Below are 21,149 nucleotides of genomic sequence, written 5' to 3' on the forward strand. Positions count from 1 at the left end.
TTCGTTCGGTACTCTGAGGTCATGACGTCTCATCGTGCGGTACGCAAAGCAGTCATTCCGGCCGCCGGCCTGGGAACCAGGTTCCTGCCCGCGACCAAGGCCATGCCCAAGGAGATGCTTCCCGTTGTGGACAAGCCGGCCATCCAGTACGTGGTCGAAGAGGCCGTCCGCGCGAACCTGAGCGACGTCATGGTGATCACCGGTCGCAACAAGCGGCCGCTGGAGGACCACTTTGACCGGGTGCCCAACATTGAGCAGATCCTGGAGGAGAAGGGCGACCTGGAAAAGCTTGCCGCCGTCCGGGCTGCCTCGGAACTGGCGGACATCCACTACCTGCGCCAGGGGGACCCGCTGGGGCTTGGCCACGCGGTGCTGCGGGCGCGCCAGCACGTGGGCCACGAGCCATTCGCCGTGCTGCTCGGAGACGACCTGATCGACGAACGCGACGACCTGCTGGCCCAGATGATCGAGGTCCAGCAGCAGACCGGCGGTTCCGTGGTCGCCCTGATGGAGGTGGAGCCGGCACAGATCAGTGCCTATGGCTGCGCCGATATCACCCCGGTGGGAGACGGCAGCTATGTGCGGATCAACGAACTCGTCGAGAAACCGTCGCCGGGGGAGGCACCGTCCAATCTGGCCGTGATTGGCCGCTATGTACTGCACCCGGATGTCTTCGACGTGCTGGAGGATACGAAGCCGGGCCGCGGCGGCGAAATCCAGTTGACCGACGCGCTGGAAGTGCTGGCCGGCCGCGAAGGCGAGGGCGGCGGCGTTTACGGCGTGGTCTTTTCCGGACGCCGCTACGACACCGGCGACAAGCTCAGCTATCTCAAGGCAGTGGTGACGATAGCCTCCGAGCGGGAGGACATCGGCACGGAACTGAGGGGTTGGCTGAAAGAATTCGTCGACGGTTCGTGCGACTGACGGCTCGACCGCAAAGATCTTCACATGGTTTATGGCGCGGCGATCTGGCCGGCGACACTTGAGTGCGGGGATTTGTCGCTGCGCCCCATCCGGTACCGGGACCGGCACGAGTGGATGGCGGTACGGCGCCGCAACGCACGCTGGCTGGAGCCGTGGGAGGCTTCGAATCCGGCCCCGGGCGGCTACCTGCCGGCCTTCTCGGAGATGGTCCGCTCACTCAAACACCAGGCGCGGATGGCCATGGCCCTGCCCTGGGTCATTACCGAACTGCAGCAGGGACAGCCCAAGCCGGCGCTGATCGGCCAGCTCACCGTTTCCGGCATCACCTGGGGGTCCGCGATGTCCGCCACCCTGGGCTACTGGGTGGACGAGGCCTGCGCCGGACGGGGGATAGCGCCGACGGCGGTGGCGATGGCTACCGACCACTGTTTCCAGACGCTGGGGCTGCATCGAATGGAGATCAATATCAGGCCGGAAAACCGGGCCAGCCTCCGGGTGGTGGAGAAGCTCGGTTTCCGGGACGAGGGCCTGCGTCCGCGGTACCTGCACATCAACGGAGCGTGGGCGGACCACCGCAGCTTCGCGCTGACCGCCGAGGAAGTCCCCGGCGGACTGCTGGAACGTTGGTTGGAACACGGGGACGTTGGGCTGACACCATAAAGCAGGGCAGGGCGGAATCGTTATCCGACACACCGCGAGGAATGCCACGTCCGGCATGCTTGAGCTTCTACGGTTTTGAGAGTGGACATTCAGAGCTCTGTGATCTTGGCGGTCATCGTTGGGCTGTGGTTTGTCTGGGTAGGACCGTACCTGCTCCGCGGAGGATTCCGTCTCGCGATGGCTGAACCGGCGCCGGGGCACGCAGCAGCACCACTAGTTTCAATACCCGCAACCGCCTCCAGCGGCAACCAGGGGAACATCATGGAATACAACGCACAGCCGGCACCGTCGACGTCGTCGCCCGTGCAGCAGATCTCCCGGCAGCCCTCCCAGCAGCCCGCCGGGCAGCCGGGGTTTCGGATCCGGTATGGCAGGACCGCGCTGGCGCTGGCCGGCGCCATGGCCCTTGTGGTTTTCGTCGCCGGCGGTGCGCTGGCGCTGGCCGGCGCAGTTTCGGGGCAGGTCCCTGGCTTCGCGCTGCTGGCGGCCGTCGCCGTCGTCGTGATTTTGCGCTCCTTGGCGCTCCGCGACCGCAAGAAGCGTGTAGCGATCCGCGCTGACCGGGCGGCCCGCACCGCGTCGGCCTCCCGGGCCTCCGGCACGAGGACTCCCGCCCGCCCCACCCAGCTCTTTGACGGGGCCGCCACGGACGCGCAGCCGGCGCCGGAAGCCGCGCCCGCCGCGCCGGCTCCGCTGACGGCCACCGAACTTCGTGAGCAGGCATTGAAGGTGGCCGCGGAAGCCGGGGATACCGTTGCCCCGTCCCGGCCGACCGGGACCACTTGGCAGCCCGTGGACGTACCCAAGCCGACGTATGTTGCCGCCGCCAAGGCCAACCGTCCGGCTCCCGCGCCGCTGCCGGCCCCCGAGGTCAAGAAGCCGCAGGTCAAGACGTCGATCAAGCAGACCGCCGCACAGCGGACTGAAGAAGCCGCGGCACAGCGGACCGCGCAGGCTGCCGGGCAGCACACCGAGGAGGCGGCCGCGACGGCCGAAGCCTCCGGCCAGCAGTCCGCAGCCAACCGGCTGAACCTGGACGACGTGCTGCAGCGCCGCCGGGCCTGATCTGCCCCGGAATGTCATTGCGGCCTGCCCCCCGGGGCGGGCCGCAGTGCTTTCTGATCCGCAATACCGAGCGGCGACGGCCGACATGGTGTGGAATGGACGTATGGAAGCACCGAATCAGGACGTGATGGCCACGGAAACCGCCGGCATCGACCTCTTGGAAAGCTCCGAGATGCGCGAGCCGCTGGAACTGGCCGTCGCCACGGTCGGCGGTGCCATCCAGTCCTGGCAGCTGGCGAAACTGCAGCACCGCCCCGGGGCTGGCACCACAGGTATCTACACGGTGCGGCTTCGCGGGAACGATGGCGGCGACCGGACGGAGTACGTCTGCATCACCACGGCCGCGGTGCCCGAATGCGGCCTGCCGCTGGTGCGCCTGGACGGCGGAACCGTGCCGTTGACCGCCTGGCTGTACCCGATCGACCCGGTGCTGGTCGGATTGCCTGCAGCCTGCGACCCGGCTGCCGTCGGACGTAGCGTCTTCGGCGGGGGAGCGGCGGAGCTGCGGATGGTCAGTTACCGGCCGCTGCGCCGCGCTGTCCTGGAAGCCGTGCAGGGCGGCCGCAAGGTCTTCCTCAAGGTGGTCCGCCCGGACCGGGCGGTCCAGTTGCTTCGCCGGCACCGCATGCTGACCGACGCAGGTCTGCCTGCACCTGTTGCCACCCCAGGCCCGGCCGACGGCGTGGTGGTGCTCACGGAGGCGGAGGGTACCCCGCTGGCCCGGGCCATCATGAACGACGGCGCCGCGGCGCTCGCACCTCAGACCCTCCTGGACCTGCTGAACGCCCTCCCGCCGGGCGTGTTGGAGCTCTCCCGCCGTCCGGCCTGGGCGGAGCGCGCCGCCGATTATGCCAAGGCGGCGGCCGCGGTGCTTCCCGACGAGCAGGACCGGATCTTCGCCCTGGCCAGCCGGGTGGAGGAGCTGCTGGCCACCACGGATTCCGGTCCCGTGGTCCCCTCGCACGGGGACTTCTACGAAGCCAACCTGCTGGTGGACGGCGGGCGGATCACCGGACTCATGGACGTGGACTCGCTGGGACCCGGCCATCTGGTGGACGATCTGGCCTGTTTCCTTGGGCACTTGGCCGTGCTGCCGGCGGTTCACGCCGGCTATGTGCATGTGCCGGCAGCCCTGAAGCGTTTCACAGCGGTGTTCGATACCGTGGTGGACCCGGCGGGGCTGCGCGGCCGGGCCGCCGGCGTGGCACTGTCGCTGGTGGCCGGGGCCAAGACCGCCGGCGAGGGGGACGAATGGCAGCAGGACGCCATGCAGCGGCTGGCCATCGCCGAGGGTCTGGCCGCCGACGCGGCCTGAGGCCGGAGGCGCTAGGCGTCCGGCACCAGCCGGTAGCCCATGCCCCGGACGGTGGCGAACTTCTCCGCCCCCAGCTTGTTCCGCAGGTAGCGGACGTACACGTCCACCACGTTTGACCCTGGGTCGAAGTCGTATCCCCAAACCCGCGAGAGCAACTGCTCGCGGCTGAGGACCTGGCCCGGGTTGCGCAGGAAGGCCTCGGCGAGGGCGAACTCACGCGCGGAAAGGTCCACGTCCCGATCGCCCACGCTGGCGCGTCGGGTCCGCAGGTCCAGGCTCAGCGTGCCGCTGCTCAGGCTGGCCAGGTCCGCCGGCTGCGCCTCGGAACGCAGCCGCAGCCGCACCCGGGCCAGCAGCTCTTCGAACCGGAACGGCTTGGACATGTAGTCGTTCGCCCCGTTTTCCAGCCCGGCAACCGTGTCATCCACCGAGCTGCGGGCGGTGAGGATGATGACCGGCGTGTCGTTCCGGCCATCGCGCAGGCGGCGCAGCACGGTGAATCCGTCCTGGTCCGGCAGCCCAAGGTCGAGGATGACCAGTTCGAAGTCGCCGGTCATGGCCAGATGGTAGCCCTCCCGGCCGGTGCCGACCACAGTGGGCAGATAACCGGCCGCCTTCAACCCCTTGGCGACGAAGGAGCTAATCCTGTCCTCGTCCTCGATGATCAGAATCTGGCCCACGCTGTTATCTCCTTGTCCTGGGCTGAGTCCTTGTACTCGGCCGCCTCCGGCCGCCCGCTGATCAGAATAGTGAAGGTGGAACCGGCGCCCGGCGCGGAGGCCAGTTCCACGGTGCCGCCGTGCGCTGCCGCGATGGCGCTGACGATGGTCAGCCCCAGGCCGGACCCTTCCGCCCGGGTCCCGTTGCTGCCCCGAGTGAAGCGGTCAAAAATCCGGGCTTGGTCCTCAGGGAGGATGCCCGTTCCTTCGTCCCTGACCCACAGCCGCAGTTCATCGCCGCGCACCGCCGATCCGATGGCCACGGTGGAGCCTGCCTCGGAGAACTTGGCGGCGTTGGCCACCAACTGGAGCCAGGCCTGGGTGATCCTCCGGCTGTCGAGCGGCCAGCGGACTTCGGCCCGAGCATCGACCATCCACCGGCGCTCGCCCAGGGCCCGTGCCTTGTCCAGCACGTCGTCGGTCAGTTGGCCGACTTCCACCCCTGCCACGCTGATAAAGCCAGGGCGTTCGGCCTTAGCCAGCAGGACCAGATCGTCCACCAGCAAGCGCATCCGGTCCAGTTCGTCCAGGGCGATCCCGCGGACCGATTCCACATCCACCGGGTCGCGCGAGTCCTGCAGCTCCAGATGGCCCTGCAGGATGGTGATGGGGGTTCGGAGTTCATGCCCGACGTCGTCGAGCAGCTGACGCTGGGCAATCATCGATGCTTCCAACCGGCCGAGCATGTCGTTGAACGTGCGGGTCAGCGCGGAGACGTCGTCGTTCCCGCCGACCGGAATCCGCTGGGTCAGGTCAGCGTCGGTGATCTGCTGGGCGGTTTCCCGCACCAACCGGACCGGCGCGAGCAGACGGCCGGCCAGAAGCCAGCCCACGCCGCCGATCAGCACTAGGGAACCGAAGCTGATCAGCGCGTAGGTCAGGAAAATGTCCCCCAACTGCCGCAGTTCGGCATCAAAGTCGTAGGCCACGACGAAGGTGCTTTGGGCAGGGTCGGAGGCCAGCTGAACCGGCACCGTGACCACCCGATAGACGGTCAGGGGCGTCTGCAGTGTTGCCAGCGTGACCCGGTCGGACGCCGCTGCCTCCGAGCCCAAGCGGGCCACCAGTTCGGCATCCTGCTCGAGCCGTAGCCGAACGGAGGGGCTTGCCGTGTAGGTCACCCGCCCGTCCACCAGGCCGAGCATGCCTTCGTTGGCCGCTGGCAGCGTCCGTTGCATCGCCAGAAACACCAACCGGCTGGCCTGTGTGAAGGGTTCCCCGGTTTCCGGGTCGATGCCTGTTTCCGCCAAGGTTTTGAACTCGGTCACGCTGCGCTGCAGGGAATCGTCGATGCGCTGTACCGTGTGAGCCCGCTGCAAGGCGAAAGCGACCGATCCGGCAACCAGCAGACCCAAGGCGGAGAGTGCGAGCACGGCAGCCAGTATCCGCACCCGGACCGATAGCCCGCCCGAAGGACTAGGCACGGCCGCCGGACAGGACGCCGCCGCACTGGGACCAGTTTGCAGGCGGGTCGGTGCAGCCGGACCTGCTCTCGAATTAGTCATCGTCCCCGCCGTCGTCATCCCCATTATCATCCCAGTGGTCATCGTCGTCATCGTAATCCTGCGGCGGGGCAGGCTGGACCGGAACCGGCTGGACCGGAACCTGCTGGGCCCCTTCTCCCGGCGGCCGTTCGGATGTAGTCGGTGACGGCGTCGGGGTGGAAGCAGGCGACGGCGGTTCGCTTGCTGCCGGCGTCGGGGTTTCGGCCGGGTCTGGCGATCCGGACTGCGTGACGCTGATCGACGGGCCCAGATCGGTGGTGCCCGGCGCGCGCATCGCGGCGGCCAGCGCGGCGCCGCCGGCGCCCAGTCCGAGCAGCACGGCCAGCGTGATCAAAACGGTGCGGATGGCTACACGAGGCATGGCATCAGTATCCACGGCGCAGATGAGACCAAGATGAGAGCCGCGCCGAAGGCCCGGGTGCCTTGCCGCGGAAGCGGGCGGATGCGGAGCGGGCCTCCGTCAGTCGGTGCCGTCGGCCGCCGCGTCCGCGGCGCGCCTGGCAATGTCCGCCTCCACGGTCCTGCCCAGGTTATCGAGGGCAGAGGCCAGCCCCAGATAGGCAGCGACCCGGAGCGTGCGGCCGACGTCGGGCTCCTGCAGCACCAGTTTGAACATCGGCACGGCGTCGTCGGCCCGGCCCATCTCCGCGAGCACGTGGGCGGCGAACAATTCGGAATTGCCGGCCGAGGCGGCGTCGTCTGCGGCCGAGTAGAGGTCGGCCGCGTGCAGTGCGGCCGAGATCGCCGCGGTGCCGTCCTCCAGCGCCCAGAGCCCCCGGGCCCGCGTGTCGCTGTAGTCCGCCTCGTACCAGTGGGCCCCGTACTCGCGGGCCAGGCTGATTGCCTCGTCCAGGGCGTTCAGGCCGTTCGGGTCGCCGGCTTCGCACAGGGCATGGCCGAGAGCATGCAGCGCCTGGGGCAGCGCGGCGTCGTCGTCCTCGGCCTTGCGGGCGGCGGCAACCGCCGCTTCAAAGCAGACCAGCGCGTCCTTCTCGCGGTCCTCCCGGGACAGCAGCGTTCCGGTCGCCAGCAGGCCACGGGCCGCCTCGCCGAACTCGCCGCCGTGGCTGAATTCGGATACCGCGCGGCGCCAGCAATCCAGAGCCTCGGGGGTGCGTCCGGCGTGCCGATGGGCATGGCCCATGCTCATCAGGGCGCGGGCCACCTGCGGGTGCGGCGCCTTGGTCTGCTCCAGCCGCTGCAGCAGCTTGGACAGCACCTCGCCGGCGAGCTCATATTCCTCAGCCTCCAGCAGCTGATTGCCCAGGGCCAGGCGCAGGGTCAGTTCTTCCTGGACCTCACCGCGTTCTGCCTGCGCCACCGCCGCCTGCCAGGCCAGCACGGAATCTTCATAGTCGCCCATCCCCGCACACAGCCGCGCCAGCACCACTGCCGCGCTGATGGCGCCCTTGCGCACGCCGGCGGCGGCGTAGAGTTCCAGTGCCGTCAGAGCTTCCTCCAGCCCGGCCGCGCCCTCGCCGCCGGCGGCATTGGCCTTCAGCAGCCACATGCTGGCGGTGGTGGCACGGTTTCCCGGCAAGGCCAGCATCCGGTCGGCGGCCGCCGCGGCCCGTTCCGGCTGGTCGGCCTGCAGGTATGTATTGGCCAGATACATCAGCGCGCCGGACAAACTGTCGGTCCGGCCGGCACGTTCATACCCGGCCACCGCGTCTTCCAGCAAGGCGATCGCCCGCTTCGCCTCGCCCCGCTGGGATCGGACGACGGCGATGGCCAACTGGACATCCGAGGTCACCGAGGCGGGGGAATGGGTATCCAGCAGACTGGTCAGTTCGGCCTCCAGCAGCGCGAGGTCGTCGTCGCCGGCCTCGCGGAACAGGACGATTCCCAGCCGTTCACCCGCGGCAGCTTCCGCCATCAGGCCGTGGCTGCGGAGCAGGGCAATCCGCGCCTGGAGGTACTCAAGTGCTTGGCTTTCGTTTCCGGCCAGTTGGTCGAGCGCAATCAGCACGGAGTACAGGCCCAACCGGACGTCCAAATCGGCGTCGGAGGACCCGGCCAGCCCGGCCTCTGCCAACGCCCGGGCGCTGGCGTGGTCCTCTCCGTAGGCGGCCTCATAGGCGCGGTCCAAGCAGTCCCGGGCGGCCGCAGGGAACCGGGAGGGATCGGGTCCGGCGTTATCCAGGACGGCCCGCAAGCGGTCGGCGATCAGGCCCCGGGGCATGGTGGCCGCGGACTCAGGCACGGCGGCCCCGCTTCCGCAGCGCTGTGCCGAGGGACCTCGTTGCCGCTTTGCCCATGGTCTCAGTTCTAGCTGCCAACGGGGGTCCGCGCAATGCCTTCTGGGTGCCTGGCAGAGGAGCGGCGGCGATGGTCATCGAAGCCGCTCAGTGGATGCAAACAAACAGTTGCAAAGAGTCTATTGCAAAGAAGTCTTTGTATCACTAGGATGCTGCTCATGGAGCAGCAGAAACAGCAAGAAGCCACCTCGTCCTCAGCGGGCGAGCACGGCACGGACCGTCGGGTGGATGTGGTGTCCTTGAAGGCGCTGGCCCACCCGCTGCGGATCCAGCTGCTCAATACGCTGTCCCAATACGGCCCGCAGACCGCCAGCGGACTCGCGGAACGTCTGGGGGAGTCCAGCGGGGCCACCAGTTATCACTTGCGTCAGTTGGCCAAGCACGACTTCGTCCGCGAGGTCGAAGGCCGCGGAACCGCCCGCGAACGATGGTGGCGGCGCACTCCCGGCAGCCTGACGATCAGCACCGGAGAACTGGCCGGCAGTCCGGCAACCAGGGAGGCAGCCCGCCTGGTCACGCGGGAATTCGAGCGTAGCTGGGCGGACCTACTGGCGGATTTCATGGCCCACGGGAGCGAGTTGGTGCCCGAGGAATGGCTGGATGCGTCGGTGGTCAGCACCATCAACGTCCGGCTGACCCGTGAACAGCTCGCCGAGATTGCAGAACAGGCATCTGATTACGTCCGCAAATTGGCCGCGCCCTATCTGGACCAGAATGCGGAGAGCGCCGAGGGCGTCCGCCCGGTACAGCTCCACTTCAACGCTTTTCCGATCATCGACGTCCGCTCGGACCGGACGCCCACACCCACCGAGAGCCCATCATGACCAGCATTCCCAGCCAGCCGTACCGTCCGCCGTCGCCCGCCGGCTTCGGCATCAGGCCCAACGCTTTCGAATCGCTCCTGATCCACTCCGGCCGTGCACTGGTGATGGCCGGAGAGCGCCGTGCCCGGCGGCAGGCAGCCCTGCGACGGCCGACGCCGAACCATGGTGCACCGGCCGCGCTGCTACAGGCCCACGAAACCCTTCGGACCGATGTCCAGGCGGCAGCACACAGCGGCATCCACGCCCGGTAGCGCCGGCCCGCAGCCCTACACTAAAGGGATGGAATTCGATACGCGGGTTGCCGCCTACGGCGTGATCGTCGCCGACGGCGCCGTGCTGCTGGCCCGCTGGACCGGCGCTGGCTGGCCCCGTTGGACGCTGCCCGGCGGCGGCCTGGAGTACGGAGAAGACGCCGAAACCGGCGCAGTCCGGGAGATCCGGGAGGAGACTGGCTATTCAGCCGAACTCCAGGGCCTGCTAGGCGTGGACAGCAAGCACATCCCGGCTGCGAAGCGGCTGCATGGGAACCGTCCGCTGCACGCCTTCCGCGTCATTTACGCGGCCTGCGTCATCGACGGCGAGCTCAAGGACGAGGCCGACGGATCCACCGATTTGGCGCGGTGGATCCCGCTGCACCGGGTCCAGTCGCTGGACCGCGTCGATCTGGTGGATCTGGGGCTTCGGCTCCTCTTCCCGGACGGTGTGCCCGCTGGCCATTCCGCAACCGGCCGCTGAGCGCTATGCTGGACCGGTTGCCGGGCCGCCGTGCCCGCTGGGACCTCTCGAGGAGGTGGATGTGATGACCGTCATTGCCGCAGATGCCGTTGCCATCTCCAGCCCCGCCTCCTACGACCGCTCCGGCCGCAGCTAGCAGCCGGAAGCTCCGGTCCGGAGGCCTCAGATCCCGAGGTAACCGTCGTGACCGACACATCCACACCGCATTCCCTGCTGCACAGCTACGGCTACACCGAACGCATCGCAGCCCTGTTCAGGGACCATTTTCCCGATTCCAGACTCCGCCCTGCCCGGGTGGCACGCACCGACCGGGGCCGCGTCCTGCTGGCTGCCGACAGCGGCCTTCTGCATCTATCTACCGCGGGGCTGCCGCAGCAGCCGGCCACTGGCGACTGGGTGGCCTACGACGCCGGCCGCCCGGCGTCCGCGGGCGGCCCCGCCATCGTCGGGCTGCTGCCGCGGTTTTCAGCGCTGTCCCGCAAACAGGCCTACGATCCGCTCTCGGCCGAACAGATCCTGGCCGCCAACATTGACTTCATCGGGGTGGTGGCGCCCTTCGACCGGCCGCTCTCGCCGAACCGGCTGGAACGGACCCTGGTAGCCGCGTGGGATTCGGGCGCAGTGCCGCTGGTGATCTTGACCAAGGCTGACCTGCGCGGCCAGCATGACGAGGTCGCCGCCCAGATCGTGGAGCAGGCGGCCGGTGCCGACGTCCTGACAACCAGCGCGGAGACGGGCGACGGCCTGTACGCACTGACCGGGTACCCGGCGCCCGGCCGGACCATGGCGTTGCTCGGACCCTCCGGCGCCGGCAAATCCAGCCTGATCAACGCGCTGCTGGGCCGGGAGGTGCAGGACGCCGGAGCGGTCCGCGCCGGCGACGGCAAGGGCCGCCACACCACCACGGTGCGTGAACTCATTCCGCTGCCCAACGGCGCAGTGCTGATGGATACACCCGGCATCCGTGGCTTCGCCCTGTGGGATGCGGAGGACGGGCTGGGGACGGTGTTTGCCGAGATCGAAGAGCTGGCAACCAGTTGCCGGTTCAGCGAATGCGTCCATGATGCCGAGCCCGGCTGCGCCGTCCAGCTGGCGCTGGCCGACGGCAGCCTGGAGCGGCGGCGCTGGGACAGCTACCGGAAGATGGAACGTGAACTGGCCAGCCTGCACCTGCGTCAGAACGTGGCGGCGCAGCGCCGGACCGGCCGGCAGTTCGCCAAGCTGGCCAAAGCGGCCGCGCAGGCCAAGGACCACCGCGGACGAGGGGAACCACGTGCAGGCGGACCGCCGAGGTGATTAGACTCAGAGCCAGCACTCCTGTGGGCCCACCGGCCGCAGGATCTCCCACGGAAGGTTCAGCATGACCGAGCCCCAACAGCCGACTGCCCTTCCGGCTGACCAGTCGGCCGGCGTCGCCACGGCTGGGCAGCGCCCGATGGTGGAGTTCCGGGAAGTCACGAAGACCTATGCCGGACAGCCGGCCGTCCATGACCTGACACTGGACATTGAACGCGGCGCGATCACCGTTTTTGTGGGCCCGTCGGGCTGTGGCAAAACCACCTCGCTCCGGATGATTAACCGGATGGTGGAACCGACCGCTGGTTCCGTGCTGGTGGACGGCCACGACGTCTCCGCCCAACCCGCCGCGGCCCTGCGCCGGTCGATGGGCTACGTCATGCAGTCGTCCGGACTGCTGCCGCACCGCACCGTGCTGGACAACGTTGCCACCGTGCCGCGGTTGAACGGAGTCCGCCGCACGGCTGCGCGGAAGCGCGCCGAAGAGCTGCTCGCCGTCGTCGGGCTGGCCCAGGAGCTGGGCAACCGCTACCCGGCCCAACTCTCCGGCGGCCAGCAGCAGCGTGTGGGGGTGGCCCGGGCGCTCGCGGCCGATCCGCCGATCCTGCTGATGGACGAGCCGTTCAGCGCGGTGGATCCGGTAGTCCGCGCCGAGCTCCAGCAGGAATTGCTGCGGCTGCAGCAACAGCTGGCCAAAACCATCGTGTTCGTCACCCATGACATTGATGAGGCGACGATCCTCGGCGACAAGCTCGCCGTCTTCGCCACCGGCGGACGGCTGGCGCAGTTCGGCACGCCGGAGGAAGTCCTACGGGCACCGGTGGACGAATTCGTCGCCGGTTTCGTCGGCCGCGACCGCGGCTTCCGCTCGTTGTCGTTCAACAGCGCGGCCGGCCTGACCCTGATGCCGGCCACCACCGCCACCGAAGACCGTGTTGCGGAAGCGCCAAAGGAAGGCTGGCTGCTGTTGACCAACGACGGCGGCGGACCGGCCGGATGGCTGCCGCCGGGTCAGCGTGACCCGGCGAAGGCACTGATCGGGGGATCGCTGTTCACGCCCGGCTCCAGCCTCCGGCAGGCGCTGGACGCGGCGCTGTCCTCGCCCTCCGGGGCGGGGGTCGCCGTCGACGCCGCTGGTCGTGTGGTCGGCCTGGTCGACCCCTCCGCCGTGCTGCAGCGGCTCCAGGCGGACGGCAGCTGATGAAGTGGTTCCTGGACAACCTGCCCTATGTGATGGAGCTGAGCTGGCTCCACTTGTTCCAGTGCGTGCTTCCACTGGTGCTCGGGTTGGTGGCGTCGCTGCCGCTGGGCTATCTGGCCTGGCGGATTCACGCCGTCCGCGGACTGATCCTTTCTCTTTCCTCGGTGCTGTACACCATTCCCTCGCTGGCCCTGTTCGTGATCCTGCCCGTGATTCTGGGCACCGGAATCCTGGAAATGGCCAACCTCATTGTGGCGCTGACGGTCTACACCGTTGCGCTGCTGGTCCGCTCGGTGGTTGATGCGCTGGAGTCCGTGGACGACGGCGTCCGGCAAGCCGCGGCCGCCTTGGGCTACCGGCCGGTGCGCCGCTTCTTCCAGGTGGATCTGCCGCTGTGCATCCCGGTGCTGGTGGCAGGCCTGCGCGTGGTGTCGGTCAGCAACATATCGGTGGCCAGCGTGGGTGCACTGATCGGCGTCCCGAACCTCGGTTTCCTGTTCACCGACGGACTCCTGCGCAACTTCATGACCGAAATCCTGGTCGGAATTTTCATGACCCTGGTGCTCGCGGCGCTGATGGATCTGTTCCTGGTGGTGCTGGAGCGGGTATTCACGCCGTGGCTGCGCCGGCACAGAGCTGCCGACGGGTCCGCTGCGCTCACCGCGGCCGGGCCCGGCGCCGAGTCGGAACCCGGCGGCGGCACGGCGGCGCAGGAAGGCATCGGTCCGGGGCAACGGCCCGATGCTGCCCAGGCGGCGGTGCGCGGATGAACCTCTTTGAACAGACTGCGGCGTGGTTCCTCGATCCGGCCAACTGGAACGGACCGGCAGGCATTCCGGCCAGGCTGGCCGAGCACCTGTTCTACTGTGGCCTGACCCTGGTGATCGCCGCTGCCATTGCCGTGCCGCTGGGACTGTTCGTCGGCCACACCGGAAGGGGGCGCGTCGCCGTCGTCGGGCTGGCCAGCGGGCTGCGGGCGCTGCCCACGCTGGGCCTGCTGACCCTGTTCGTCATCCTGATGGGCCTGGGCCTCATGCCGCCGATCTACGCGCTGGTGATCCTGGCCATTCCGCCGCTGCTGGCAGGCACCTATTCCGGGATTGCCGCCGTCGACCGCCCGCTGGTGGACGCCGCACGCGCGATGGGCATGACCGAGCGGCAGGTGCTGTTCCGCGCCGAAGTGCCGAACGCGCTGCCGGTGCTGCTGGGCGGGGTGCGTGCCGCCGTGCTGCAGGTCATCGCCACGGTCTCGGTGGTCGCCTACATTAATCTCGGCGGCCTCGGCCGGTACCTGATCGACGGGCTTGCCGTCCGCGACCCGGTTCGCCTGTTCGCCGGCGCACTGCTGATCGCGGCGCTGGCACTGGTGACCGACGCCGTGTTGGCCTTGGTTCAGAAAGTCGCCGTATCGCCCGGCGTGCGCGGCGTCCACTCCGGGTCAAAAGGCAGGACAAGTAAGGTTGGAGCAGCCAGTGCCGGCACATGAGGAGAAAAGCATGAAAAACCACCCCCGGATCAACGCACACAGCCAAGAACGCAGCAGGGGCCCGGCCGCCCGGCGGAGCGTGCTCGCGGCAGGAACGGCGGCCCTGGCGCTGGTATTGGCCGCCTGCGGCGGCTCCAACCCGCTGCAGGAAGGGACACCGGCGTCCGAGGGAAGCGCCGGCGGGTCCCTGGTGGTCGGTTCAAGCGGCGGCACGGAAAGCCAGATCATTGCCGAGCTCTATGCGGGTGCGCTGACCGCAGCCGGCTACGACGTCACCACCAAGCCGGGCATCGGCTCCCGGGAAGTGTACGTGAAGGCCGTCGAGGAAGGGTCCGTGGACGTCATCCCGGACTACAGCGGAAACTTGCTGCTGTTCCTGGACAGCGGCGCGACGGCGGCCTCCGCCCCGGACGTCATGGCGGCACTTCCTGCCGCCATGCCCGAGGGGCTCGGCGTGCTGGAGCCGGCAGCGGCGGAGAGCAAGGACGCGATGGTGGTAACCAAGGCAACGGCGGAGAAACACAAGCTGACCTCGATCGAGGACATGGCCCCGGTCTGCGGCGACCTGGTGATCGGAGCCAACCCGGAATTCGCCGAGCGCGAGTACGGACTGCCGGGACTGAAGGAGCACTACAACTGCGTGCCCAAGTCCTTCGAACCGATCAACGACTACGGTGGGCCGACCACGCTCAACGCGCTGATCACGGACAAGATCCAGGTGGCCGACATCTACACCACCACTCCGTCCATCGAGGACAACGACTTGGTGGTGCTTGAAGACCCGAAGAACAACTTCATTGCCCAGCAGGTGCTGCCGCTGGTCCGTACGGAGTCCGTGGACGACAAGGCAGCCAAGGTGCTCGACGAGGTCTCGGCGGCATTGACCACCGAGGACTTGATTGACCTCAACCGGCAGGTCAGCGGCGACGAGAAGCGCAATCCGGCCGACGCGGCCGCAGATTGGCTGGCACAGAAGGGCTTGGCCGACTAAGGCTTTGCCTCGAGTTCACGCACGCGCCGCTCCGGTCACCGGGGCGGCGCGCGCGGTGTGCGAAGATTTTTGAATGGCCGAGTTCAAGCAGTCCAATAAGCTCCACAACGTTCTCTACGACATCCGCGGGCCGCTGCTCGAGCACGCGCAGCGGATGGAGGCCGAGGGCCAGCGCATCCTCAAACTGAACATCGGCAACCCCGCGCCGTTCGGATTCGAGGCGCCGGACGCCATTCTGGTGGACGTGATCCGCAACCTGCCCACCGCGCAGGGCTACAGCGATTCGCGCGGCATTTTCTCCGCCAGGACCGCCGTGTCGCAGTACTACCAAACGCGCGGCATCCAGGAGATCGGCGTGGACGACGTCTACCTGGGCAACGGCGTCAGCGAGCTGATCACCATGAGCCTGCAGGCGCTGCTGAACAACGGCGACGAGGTGCTCATCCCGGCGCCCGACTACCCCCTCTGGACCGCCTCGGTGTCCCTGGCCGGCGGCCATCCTGTGCATTATCTCTGTGTCGAGGAAGAGGGCTGGCTGCCCGATCTGGAAGACATGGAACGGAAGATCACCCCCAACACCAAGGGGATCGTGATCATCAACCCGAACAACCCCACCGGTGCCGTCTATCCGCAGCACATCCTCGAGGGCATGCTGGAACTGGCGCGCAAGCACAACCTGGTGGTGTTCTCGGACGAGATCTACGAGAAGATCCTGTACGAAGACGCCGAGCATGTGAATACGGCGCTGCTGGCCGACGACGTGCTGGTCCTGACCTTCAGCGGGCTGTCCAAGGCCTACCGGGTCTGCGGTTTCCGCAGCGGCTGGATGGCCATTTCCGGGCCCAAGCATTTGGCAGGGGACTACATCGAAGGCATCAACCTGCTTACCAACATGCGGCTGTGCGCCAATGTGCCGGCCCAGCATGCAATCCAGACCGCGTTGGGCGGACACCAGAGCATCAACGACCTGATCCTGCCCGGCGGCAGGCTGCTGGAGCAGCGCAACAAGGCCTATGAGTTGCTGAACGCCATCCCCGGAGTCAGCACCCAGCAGGCCAAGGGAGCGCTCTACCTGTTCCCGAAGCTGGACCCGGAGGTCTATCCGATCAAGGACGACGAGCAGTTTGCGTTGGACCTGCTCAAGCAGCAGAAGATCCTGATCTCGCACGGCCGGGCGTTCAACTGGACGCAGCCGGACCACTTCCGTTTGGTCACGTTGCCGAATGTGGACGTCTTGACCGAAGCAGTCGGGAGGATCGAGGAGTTCCTGACCGGGTACCGGCAGTAACTGGTGCACCTGCCGTAGCTGCACTGCCCGCGTGTGGGTAGGCTTTCCCCACCGCGGGTCAAGCGGGCCGTGCCGAAGGGAGGACGAGGGTGGAAGAGGCAGATGTGCCGGTGTTTTCGGCGAGTCCGTCGGAGCTACTGCGGGTCGGACCGGGCTTTGACCTGGCTGGCGTGGACACCGGCAGCACACCGGGTTTTGCCGGCGGCAAAGCCGAGGGCAAAGACCTGCTCAAGGCGTCCGACCGCCGCCTCTCCGAACTGCAGGAACGCCTCTTTGCGCAGAGCCGAGGCGGGGCACGGGATGCTGTCCTGCTGGTGCTGCAAGGGATGGATACCTCAGGCAAGGGCGGGATCGTCCGGCACGTGGTTGGAGCGGCCGACCCGCAGGGCGTGTCCCATCATGCGTTTAAAGCCCCGACGCCGGAAGAACTGGCGCACGACTTTCTCTGGCGGGTGGAGCGGGAATTGCCGGGGCCGGGCCTGATCGGCGTCTTCGACCGGTCGCACTATGAAGACGTGCTCATCCACCGCGTGCACGGGCTCTCGTCCCGGGAGGCGGTGGAAGCCCGGTACGGCCAGATCATCGACTTCGAGTCCGCGGTGGCCGGCAAGGGCATCCGGCTGGTCAAAGTCATGCTGCACCTGGGCAAGGACGAACAGGGCAAACGGCTGCTCGAGCGGCTGGACCGGGCGGACAAATACTGGAAGTACGATCCGGGCGACGTGGACGAACGCCGTTTCTGGGACGAATACCAGCAGGCCTACCAGGTGATGCTGGACCGGACCAGCACCGCCGAGGCGCCGTGGTTCGTGGTGCCGGCGGACAACAAGTGGTACGCGCGGATCGCCGTGCAGGAGCTTCTGCTGCAGGCACTGGAAGCCATCGACCCGCAGTGGCCACCGGCCCACTTCGACGTCGCCGCGGAAAAGGCCCGGCTGGCCGACTCGTAGCAGCGGGGGCGGAACGGCGGCAACTATCGAGGCAGGCGTCCGCGCAGTGGCGGCCCCAGTGTGGCAAACCTTATGGTGGGCATGCCGGGCGTGCCGGGCGGGCTAGAGCGGGGAAACCGGGGAAATCGGGGATCCCGGAGTGCCGGCACTGCCTGCACTGAGCGGCGGCTGCCCGGCGTTGGTGGCAACGCGCGCCGCGTCCAAACGTTGACGCGCACCTTCCAGCCAGGCCTCGCAGCGGGCGGCCAATGCTTCGCCGCGCTCCCACAGTGCGAGCGACTGCTCAAGGCTGGCGCCGCCGGCTTCCAGTTGGCTGACAACGGCTACCAGCTCTTCGCGCGCCTGTTCATAGGACAAGGACGCCACGTCGGACGGCACTGCTGGCTGCTCTGTCATCGGGTTCTCGCTTTCGCTGCAGGTAATTTTCGTTGGAGTCTGTGGGAATTCGGGAGCGGCGTCAGGGGAGTGTTTCGGCGGCGACCTCGCCTACCGCGAGGCGGAGGCGCAGCCGGGTACCGGCGGGAGCGTCGGCTGCATCACGCAGCACGTGGCCATCCGGCAGTTGGGCCACGGCATAGCCGCGGTCCAGCGTGTTCTGGGGCGAAAGGGCACGAACCTGCGCTTTGAGGTGGGCAATCCGGTCCGTATCCCGGTGCACTGCCGAGGAGAGTGCTTGGTGGGCCCGTGAAATGAGCCGGTGGATGTCCTCTGTCCGGACATCCACCATGCCCGCAGGATTCGCCATCACCGGACGGCTCCGCAGGGTGGCCAACCGGTCCGTTTCGCGGTGGACCAGTTGCTCCACCCGCCGGGCCAGCATGGCGCGGGCCTGGCCGATCCGGTGCAGTTCCTCGCTGACGTCCGGGACAATGCGCTTGGCAGCATCAGTGGGCGTCGAGGCGCGCAGGTCTGCCACGTCGTCCAGCAGCGGACGGTCTGCTTCGTGCCCGATGGCGCTGACAATCGGCGTGGCTGCCGCGGCCACCGCGCGAACCAGATCTTCGTTGCTGAACGGCAGCAGATCCTCCAGCGATCCGCCTCCGCGGGCGATGACGATGACATCGACGTCCTGGCGGGCGTCGAGTTCCGCGAGGGCCCGCATTACCTGGGCCACCGCGTTCACGCCCTGGACTGCAACCTCGCGCACCTCGAATTCGACGGCCGGCCAGCGCAGCGAGGCATTCCGGATGACGTCCTTCATGGCGTCGGAATCCCGGCCGGTGATGAGGCCGATGCGGTGCGGCAGCAGCGGCAGGCGCTGCTTGCGCGACGGGTCGAACAGGCCTTCGGCTGCCAGCGCCCGGCGCAGCCGCTCCAGCCTCACGAGCAGGTCTCCGAGTCCCACCGGCCGGATGTCGCGGGTCTGCATGGTCAGCCGGCCGGTCTTGATGTAAAGGTCCGGCTTGATCTGCGCCACCACGCGCGAGCCCGGTTCCAGTGGCATCTCCAGGCGGGCCATTACGCTGCCCCAGACCACCAGGCTGAAGGATGCCTCGGCGTCGGTGTCCCGCAGGGTCAGGTAGGTCGTTGAGTTCCGGCGGTTGAGCTCAATGACTTGGCCCTCAACCCAGGTGGGAGGCACGCGGTCGATGTGCATCTTGAGCTTCTGGGAGAGCATCCGCAGCGGCCAGGGGTTCTCCGCTGTGGTTTGGTTGGCCGTCGGGGGCAGGGTCGACTTCCCGGTGTCCGCGCCTTGGACCCCGCCTGACTCCATGAATTGCCCCCTCCGGCAGTGTGCATCCGTGTGCTTACGGCGGCTGCCGAAGACTCTACATTCTTACCAGCTATCCCCGTCATTCCGATTCTCTGTTGTACTAGGTACAAATGGGGCAGGGCTCGCGGGCCGCTGCCGGACACCTGCTGGAAGCCAGGGACGGAGGTAGCAGTGCGCGCATTACTGGCCGTGCTGAGCGGGCTTCTGGCGGTGCTCCTCGCCGGCGCGGCACTCTGCGGAGCCTGGGCAAACCAGCGCGTGTTCGATCGCGATGGGTTCGTGTCGCTGGCTGCACCTCTTGGCAGTGATGCGGACTTCCGTGCAGCGCTTGCCTCCGCGGTCACGGAAGAAATGGCCGGAAGCGAAGACCTGCCGGCAGGCCTGCGGGAGTTGGTGCGCCCCATCGTCGAGCGGACTGCCGGAGCGGTCACTGAGCTGGACGGTTTTCCGCAGGCGCTGAATGAAACCCTGGCCAACTCGCACACTCTGACGTTTTCCGGCGGGACGGAGTCAGAAGCCGGGATCACCTTGGATATTGCTCCCATTGTGGGCCTGGCGGTTACGCGGGTAGCGGACGCCCTGGGCACCAATCTTCCGGTGCCGGAGCGAGTGCTGGTCCCGTTGGGCTCAGCCCAGACCGCGGACCAGCTGACTTTCTGGCAGGATCTGGCCGCGCAGTGGTGGGTGGCGGCGCTGGCTGCGGCCGCCGCGCTGGTGCTGATGCTGCTGGCCGCACGCCGCTCCACTACGGCACTGGCTTGGGCCGGTATTGGCGCGGCGCTGCTGGGCGGGATCCTCTGGCTGGCGGCCGTGCAGGCGCCGCCGCTGGCGGAGGGCGCGGCGGGCAGCAGCGAACTTGCGGCCACGTTTGTGGGGAGGGTTGCCGGGTTGGCGGTGGCGGATCTCCGTTCCTGGGCCATCGTTTTCGCCGGCACAGGGCTGGTGGTTGCCGTGGCCGGTTTCACCCTACGGGCCTTGCTGGGCGGGGACCGGCGGAAGAAGGCCACGGGCTAGCATAGAGGCATGGCCAGTACAGCAGTCTCCCTTTCCATGCCTACCGTTCCCCGCAAGCGACGCACTCCTGATGAGATCGCGTCAGCCACGCCCGTGGACGGCGACAAGAAGGTGTTGCTGGCAGCTCCCCGCGGATACTGTGCCGGCGTGGACCGTGCCGTGATCGCCGTCGAAAAGGCACTTGAGCACTACGGTCCGCCGGTCTATGTGCGCAAGCAGATCGTCCACAATGTGCATGTGGTGTCCACCCTGGAGGAAAAGGGCGCCATCTTTGTTGAAGAGACGGACGAGGTTCCGGAAGGGGCGCTGGTGGTCTTCTCAGCCCACGGCGTCAGCCCCGCCGTTGTGCAGTCTGCCGCGGACCGGCAGTTGCGAACCATCGATGCAACCTGCCCGTTGGTCACCAAGGTGCACCGCGAAGCGGTGCGCTTCGCCCGCGATGGCAACGAGATCCTCCTGATTGGTCACGAGGGGCACGAAGAAGTCGAAGGGACCTACGGCGAAGCCCCCGACCACACCACGATCGTCAACGACCCGGATGAGGCGCGGACCGTGCAGGTGCGCGACCCGAACAAACTGATCTGGCTCTCGCAGACGACGCTCTCGGTTGACGAGACCTTGGAAATCGTCTCCATCCTTCGCGAACGCTTCCCGGCCCTGCAGGATCCGCCAAGCGACGACATCTGCTACGCCACCTCCAACCGCCAGGCGGCGATCAAGAAGATCGCTCCGGAATCGGACCTGGTGATTGTGGTGGGTTCCGCGAACTCTTCCAACTCGGTCCGGCTGGTGGAGGTCGCCTTGGAATACGGCGCCAAAGCGGCCTACCGGGTGGACTTCGCCAATCAGGTGGACGAGTCCTGGTTCGAGGGCGTAGCCAGTGTTGGCGTGACCTCGGGCGCCTCCGTGCCGGAGGTGCTGGTGCGCGAGGTCCTGAGCTTGCTGGCCGATTACGGCTACGGCGAGGTAGAGGAAGTGGTCACTGCCCAGGAGGATATTCTCTTCTCGCTGCCGAAGGAGCTGCGTGCCACGCTCAAGGAACGCGGCGATGAATCGCGCGGCCTCGGCGGCAGGGTCACCCGCCCCACCAGCTAAAGCCTGCAGGGCAGCGGCCCCGGGCGCGGCGCCAACGAACAAAGCCAGAAGTGCGAGAAGTACATGCGAAGCATCCATGCCTTCACGATGCCAGCTGCCTCGGACAAAA

22 protein-coding genes are annotated in these 21,149 nt (G+C 67.7%); 16 read left to right on the forward strand and 6 right to left on the reverse strand.

The features are described 5' to 3' along the window. Positions 1-21: 21 nt before the first annotated feature. The 4 genes from galU (at position 22) to ACWF5H_RS17300 (ending at position 3,964) form a co-directional block, all read left to right on the forward strand. Entirely contained in the window at positions 22-924 is a 903-nt protein-coding gene (gene galU / locus ACWF5H_RS17285) for a UTP--glucose-1-phosphate uridylyltransferase GalU (RefSeq protein ID WP_364644581.1), read from the forward strand. A 24-nt stretch (positions 925-948) separates the two neighbouring features. Next, the gene (locus tag ACWF5H_RS17290; protein ID WP_452038368.1) at positions 949-1,584 is read left to right on the forward strand and encodes a GNAT family N-acetyltransferase; all 636 of its coding nucleotides are present in this window, start codon (positions 949-951) and stop codon (positions 1,582-1,584) included. Between the two features lie 261 nt (positions 1,585-1,845). After that, positions 1,846-2,649, forward strand: a complete 804-nt coding sequence (locus ACWF5H_RS17295; protein WP_452038369.1) for a hypothetical protein — start codon at positions 1,846-1,848, stop codon at positions 2,647-2,649. 103 nt (positions 2,650-2,752) lie between these two features. After that, the gene (locus ACWF5H_RS17300) at positions 2,753-3,964 is read left to right on the forward strand and encodes an aminoglycoside phosphotransferase family protein (protein WP_452038371.1); all 1,212 of its coding nucleotides are present in this window, start codon (positions 2,753-2,755) and stop codon (positions 3,962-3,964) included. 11 nt (positions 3,965-3,975) lie between these two features. Here ACWF5H_RS17300 and ACWF5H_RS17305 read toward each other — a convergent pair whose 3' ends face one another. From ACWF5H_RS17305 to ACWF5H_RS17320, 4 genes are all read right to left on the reverse strand, one after another. Continuing rightward, the gene (locus ACWF5H_RS17305; RefSeq protein WP_452038373.1) at positions 3,976-4,644 is read right to left on the reverse strand and encodes a response regulator transcription factor; all 669 of its coding nucleotides are present in this window, start codon (positions 4,642-4,644) and stop codon (positions 3,976-3,978) included. Further along, entirely contained in the window at positions 4,629-6,056 is a 1,428-nt protein-coding gene (locus ACWF5H_RS17310) for a sensor histidine kinase (protein ID WP_452038375.1), read from the reverse strand. Before ACWF5H_RS17310 ends, ACWF5H_RS17305 begins: the two co-directional genes overlap by 16 nt. Before the next feature lie 124 nt (positions 6,057-6,180). Continuing rightward, positions 6,181-6,549, reverse strand: coding sequence for a hypothetical protein (locus tag ACWF5H_RS17315; protein WP_452038377.1), 369 nt, complete (start codon positions 6,547-6,549; stop codon positions 6,181-6,183). Between the two features lie 99 nt (positions 6,550-6,648). Further along, positions 6,649-8,391 carry a tetratricopeptide repeat protein gene (locus ACWF5H_RS17320; protein WP_452038379.1) on the reverse strand — a complete coding sequence of 581 codons (1,743 nt, stop codon included), beginning with the start codon at positions 8,389-8,391 and terminating at the stop codon, positions 6,649-6,651. A gap of 213 nt (positions 8,392-8,604) precedes the next feature. Between ACWF5H_RS17320 and ACWF5H_RS17325 the strand changes: the two genes are divergently transcribed. The 10 genes from ACWF5H_RS17325 (at position 8,605) to ACWF5H_RS17370 (ending at position 17,217) form a co-directional block, all read left to right on the forward strand. Next, entirely contained in the window at positions 8,605-9,270 is a 666-nt protein-coding gene (locus ACWF5H_RS17325; protein WP_452038381.1) for an ArsR/SmtB family transcription factor, read from the forward strand. Beyond that, complete coding sequence (locus tag ACWF5H_RS17330; protein ID WP_452038383.1) at positions 9,267-9,521, forward strand: hypothetical protein; 255 nt, start codon at positions 9,267-9,269, stop codon at positions 9,519-9,521. Before ACWF5H_RS17325 ends, ACWF5H_RS17330 begins: the two co-directional genes overlap by 4 nt. Before the next feature lie 28 nt (positions 9,522-9,549). Further along, on the forward strand, positions 9,550-10,005 hold the full coding sequence (locus ACWF5H_RS17335) for an NUDIX hydrolase (protein ID WP_452038385.1): 456 nt from the start codon (positions 9,550-9,552) through the stop codon (positions 10,003-10,005). A gap of 183 nt (positions 10,006-10,188) precedes the next feature. After that, positions 10,189-11,301 carry a ribosome small subunit-dependent GTPase A gene (gene rsgA, locus ACWF5H_RS17340; protein ID WP_452038387.1) on the forward strand — a complete coding sequence of 371 codons (1,113 nt, stop codon included), beginning with the start codon at positions 10,189-10,191 and terminating at the stop codon, positions 11,299-11,301. Between the two features lie 139 nt (positions 11,302-11,440). Further along, a complete protein-coding gene (locus ACWF5H_RS17345) occupies positions 11,441-12,502 on the forward strand; it encodes an ABC transporter ATP-binding protein (protein ID WP_452038420.1) in 1,062 nt (353 codons plus the stop codon). Further along, positions 12,502-13,272: an ABC transporter permease gene (locus ACWF5H_RS17350; RefSeq protein ID WP_452038389.1), complete on the forward strand. Its 771-nt coding sequence runs from the start codon at positions 12,502-12,504 to the stop codon at positions 13,270-13,272. Before ACWF5H_RS17345 ends, ACWF5H_RS17350 begins: the two co-directional genes overlap by 1 nt. Continuing rightward, the gene (locus tag ACWF5H_RS17355; RefSeq protein ID WP_452038391.1) at positions 13,269-13,988 is read left to right on the forward strand and encodes an ABC transporter permease; all 720 of its coding nucleotides are present in this window, start codon (positions 13,269-13,271) and stop codon (positions 13,986-13,988) included. The genes ACWF5H_RS17350 and ACWF5H_RS17355 overlap by 4 nt, the downstream gene beginning before the upstream one ends. Before the next feature lie 10 nt (positions 13,989-13,998). Continuing rightward, positions 13,999-14,979 (forward strand): ABC transporter substrate-binding protein, encoded by a 981-nt coding sequence (locus tag ACWF5H_RS17360; protein ID WP_452038393.1) that lies wholly within the window; start codon positions 13,999-14,001, stop codon positions 14,977-14,979. 73 nt (positions 14,980-15,052) lie between these two features. Continuing rightward, on the forward strand, positions 15,053-16,267 hold the full coding sequence (locus tag ACWF5H_RS17365; protein WP_452038395.1) for a pyridoxal phosphate-dependent aminotransferase: 1,215 nt from the start codon (positions 15,053-15,055) through the stop codon (positions 16,265-16,267). 89 nt (positions 16,268-16,356) lie between these two features. After that, positions 16,357-17,217: a polyphosphate kinase 2 family protein gene (locus tag ACWF5H_RS17370; RefSeq protein WP_452038397.1), complete on the forward strand. Its 861-nt coding sequence runs from the start codon at positions 16,357-16,359 to the stop codon at positions 17,215-17,217. Between the two features lie 102 nt (positions 17,218-17,319). On the opposite strand, the gene ACWF5H_RS17375 is transcribed toward ACWF5H_RS17370, so the two are convergent. Continuing rightward, the gene (locus ACWF5H_RS17375) at positions 17,320-17,613 is read right to left on the reverse strand and encodes an exodeoxyribonuclease VII small subunit (RefSeq protein WP_364644631.1); all 294 of its coding nucleotides are present in this window, start codon (positions 17,611-17,613) and stop codon (positions 17,320-17,322) included. A 61-nt stretch (positions 17,614-17,674) separates the two neighbouring features. Continuing rightward, positions 17,675-18,931 carry an exodeoxyribonuclease VII large subunit gene (xseA, locus tag ACWF5H_RS17380; RefSeq protein WP_452038399.1) on the reverse strand — a complete coding sequence of 419 codons (1,257 nt, stop codon included), beginning with the start codon at positions 18,929-18,931 and terminating at the stop codon, positions 17,675-17,677. Between the two features lie 171 nt (positions 18,932-19,102). On the opposite strand from xseA, the gene ACWF5H_RS17385 reads away from it, so the two are divergent. Together ACWF5H_RS17385 and ACWF5H_RS17390 are read left to right on the forward strand one after the other, a co-directional pair. Continuing rightward, positions 19,103-19,945 carry a hypothetical protein gene (locus ACWF5H_RS17385; protein ID WP_452038401.1) on the forward strand — a complete coding sequence of 281 codons (843 nt, stop codon included), beginning with the start codon at positions 19,103-19,105 and terminating at the stop codon, positions 19,943-19,945. A gap of 9 nt (positions 19,946-19,954) precedes the next feature. After that, positions 19,955-21,040 carry a 4-hydroxy-3-methylbut-2-enyl diphosphate reductase gene (locus ACWF5H_RS17390; protein WP_364644639.1) on the forward strand — a complete coding sequence of 362 codons (1,086 nt, stop codon included), beginning with the start codon at positions 19,955-19,957 and terminating at the stop codon, positions 21,038-21,040. The last annotated feature ends 109 nt before the right edge of the window (positions 21,041-21,149 follow it).

The organism is Arthrobacter sp. NPDC055138, assembly GCF_053607305.1.